Here is a 3,529-nt window from a genome sequence, read left to right as displayed (position 1 = left end):
TGGCCTAACGTTCCCGCGGTATGGTGTCGTGCGGTTGACTGTCCCACGAAGTGGAGACTGTCAAGCCGAAAACGACGGCATACGGAATGTGGATTTGCAAGTTAAAATAAAACCGCATGCACTATGACCGCGTGTTGTGTGCAGTATTTTTTATTCTTTAATGTCTTGATTTACTATTAATTTCCTTTAATAAGTTTTGATGTTTCTTCATTAATTTTATCAATCAGCTCATTTTGAAATTTGTCATATTCAAATTCTAAATCTGTCTTTGATAGTGTTATTGTGTAAAGAGTATTGCCATTTACTTCCGATTTTTCCACCTTCATTTCTCCACCGCCACCAACTCCACCTACTTTAATAATTTTTATTGGCTTACGAATTTCATAATATTTTTCTACCAAAATCATTGTTCTGTTTTCAATCGCATTTATTTCCGAACTGCTTAAATTTCTTTTGAAACCATAAATCATAATATTACTTAGTAAACTTGAAAAGTCTACATTATAACGTATTCCTAATTTATTAAGAATACTGTCTGTTGGAATACTATTAAAGTGATAATTCATTATGTCGTTAGCATTATCCCAATTTCTTGTGTCAACTTGACTTTTTACTTGTAAAGAAAAAAGCATTAAAAAAATTATAATAAATGTTTGTTTCATTACACCGACTGTTCTTAATATTGCACACAACGTTCCCGCGGTATGGTGTCGTGCGGTTGACTGTCACACGAAGTGGAGACTGTCAAGCCGAAAACGACGGCATACGGATTGTTGATTTGCAATTTAAAATAAACCGCATGCACTATGACCGTGTGTTAGGCTTTGTAGTTATTCAACATTAATTATTTTAGTATTTGTCAATTTGCCAAGCCAAATTCTACCGCTATCTTGTTGCAACTCTTCTTTTTCAATTTGTGAAGTTAATCCCGGATAATTAAACCAACAAGTATATTCTCCAGGAGTTAAAGTATCAAAATCGTTATATGTCACTGTTATAATTTTAGTCTCGTTACTTTTTAATACAGATAACCAATTAATATCCCATAAATCCCAAGGGTCAGGTTTTTCAATTGTCAATTTGTGAGTGTAATATTTATTTTGTGAATCTCTAATTGTTAATCCATTTGTGAAATAATGAAAAAGTTCAAGACCCATTCTATCTGGGTCCAGGTATAATATGTTACCTGTATCAAGATTGGTCAATTGAATAGTAATTTGTACTTTATTTTCTGATAGTTTCTGAATTGAATGAATCTCACTTGATAATCCATTTTTATATTGATTATTTTTCTTTAAAGCTTCAATAATTCTGGCATCATTTCTTGGGTCCTCTTTTAATCGTCCGGTAGAATCGACAGATGGAAAAAATCCAATAGGTATAATATATTCACCATAAAAAGTAGGAGCACACTGTATTATTGGTCCTGATGGCCAATATGATGAATATCCTGGGATTATTTGACCTGTATAAATCAGTTCACTATCAACTTGAACAGAAAATGATCCATGAGTTGAAAAAATAAAATTATTGTCCGCCTTTAAATAAACTAAGTGAGAAGAGATGTCATAGAAATCAATGGAATTATGATTGTATAAAATCGAATCATTGATTGTTATATTGAAACCCCCTTTAATTTCATTGTCAATATCAATCTCATTTTCCTCACAGCCATTCGCAAGAGTCAAAAAGGCAATTGCATAAAACAAGACGGTTGATTTTCGCATAATCATTTATATTATAGTGTATTTTCTTTCCGTTTAGTTGCATCAGACTATAAAGCCTAACGTTCCCGCGGTATGCTGTCGTGGCAGTTTCTGTCCGATAGGATAGGAACTGTCATGACGAAAGTGACAGACTGCGAACGTTAATATATTTTGTTTAAAATAACTGCCATGCAGTATTACCGTGTGTTAGCGGTATGTGCTTTTATTTCATAATAATATTGATTGACTTTTCTTTGTAACCACCATACTCCGATTGGGAAATACATAATTAGAAACATATCAGCAATTATGTCGGGAGCTCTCAACTGATTTTTGAACTGCATGTATTTAAGCGTCTTTGCAGTACAAAATATCACATAAAAAAAAGCATAAACTGAAGCAATTAAAAAAATCCAATATAATATTCGTATAATTTTGAAATGAAGTACTCCAATATAGTCTAGAGAAATATTAAAAAGTACGAAAATTGTCAGAATTGTCAGGAGAATATCTAAAAGGTTTAACTGTCTTTGTGTTAATGCTTTTTCATATTTGTTAAATGTCTTTATAACTCTATAGTTCCATAAAAATAGAACTATATAATAGACAAAATACATTGGAATTGCGAAGTCATTTAAATCTTTGGTTTCGTAACTTTCTAAGTCTGCTGTAGCTAGTTTTAATATTATTATAATAGTTGGTAGTAAAAACGAAATAAAAAATAATTGCCAGTTTTTCAGTTTCAATAGTATGTCCATATTTTTCTTTTTAGCATTACCGCTAACGTTCCCGCGGTATGGTGTCGTGCGGTTGACTGTCCCACGGAGTGGAGACTGTCAAGCCGAAAACGACGGCATAAGGAAAAAGGTTTTGCAGATTAAAACAAAACCGCATGCACTATGACCGCGTGTTGTGGCGTCGTTATTTATTTTTCTTTTGTTTTCTATCTTGTTTTACTTTATTCTTAATCGCTCGTTTATCGGCCAAATCATTCAATACAGAGTCAGAGTCATTGGTCATATCCTCTAATTCTGATTTTGTTAATCCTTTTAAATCTTTATAGGTTGTATGAATACTCCGTGACATAATTTATTAGTTTATTAAAATCCGAATTCATGAAAATATATATCCCAAATCTTTTTCTCATATTTTACTGCGTAATCCTCAGCGTATTTCTCTCCACGCGCTGTTCTATTTTTATTCTTGGTATTAATCCTGTCATGATGATGTCCGATTTCGTGTAACAGAATATGAAGCAACTGATAAGCTTTAATCTGTGATTCGGTGAAATGACATATTACACCTTCTCTTTTTATTTCATATTCTAATCCAAGTTTTTTGAATAAATCGAGATGTGCATTAAAATATTCCTTATCAAGTGAACAGGTTTTATTATTGTCCCAAGCACAAATACCAATTACTCCATTATTGTACCAACCATCTGGTCCTCCACCTTGTGCAAGAAGAATGGCATCTAATTCAACATCAATCTCTTTCCAGTTCGGAAGTATCTCAAGAAATCTAATAATATCACGTTTCTTTAGAAAATGTTTGTATCCTTTTCCTGGACTTTCAATATCAATTTGTAGTGAATCTTGTCGAAAATCCCAATAGTTAGGTGTTATTTCGTGTCTGTTCTTTTTTTGAACTCTACCATCTTTTACTTTCGGTGTTGTCTTTCTATTCATCAGATACTGAGAATCATTTTACTGTATGTTTCAATTTTGCAGGTCTGCTATAATGCGCCACAACGTTCCCGCGGTATGGTGTCGTGGCAGTTTCTGTCCGATAGGATAGGAACTGTCAGGACGAAAGGTGCTTGC

4 protein-coding genes are annotated in these 3,529 nt (G+C 33.0%); all 4 read right to left on the bottom strand.

Annotated features, from left to right (window positions below; translation table 11 throughout):
* Nucleotides 1–176: 176 nt before the first annotated feature.
* On the bottom strand, nucleotides 177–662 hold the full coding sequence (locus tag ACE1EF_RS20005) for a hypothetical protein (RefSeq protein WP_375722485.1): 486 nt from the start codon (nucleotides 660–662) through the stop codon (nucleotides 177–179).
* Between the two features lie 168 nt (nucleotides 663–830).
* Nucleotides 831–1,727 (bottom strand): hypothetical protein, encoded by an 897-nt coding sequence (locus ACE1EF_RS20000; protein ID WP_375722484.1) that lies wholly within the window; start codon nucleotides 1,725–1,727, stop codon nucleotides 831–833.
* 900 nt (nucleotides 1,728–2,627) lie between these two features.
* Nucleotides 2,628–2,792, bottom strand: coding sequence for a hypothetical protein (locus ACE1EF_RS19995; protein ID WP_375722483.1), 165 nt, complete (start codon nucleotides 2,790–2,792; stop codon nucleotides 2,628–2,630).
* 14 nt (nucleotides 2,793–2,806) lie between these two features.
* Nucleotides 2,807–3,394 carry a hypothetical protein gene (locus tag ACE1EF_RS19990; RefSeq protein WP_375722482.1) on the bottom strand — a complete coding sequence of 196 codons (588 nt, stop codon included), beginning with the start codon at nucleotides 3,392–3,394 and terminating at the stop codon, nucleotides 2,807–2,809.
* Nucleotides 3,395–3,529: the final 135 nt, after the last annotated feature.

The organism is Quyinboa sediminis, assembly GCF_042219855.1.
GTDB lineage: Bacteria > Bacteroidota > Bacteroidia > Bacteroidales > UBA5342 > JBHJHP01.
Note: the sequence above shows the minus strand (reverse complement) of the source record. Positions and strands in the feature narration are given on the sequence as shown.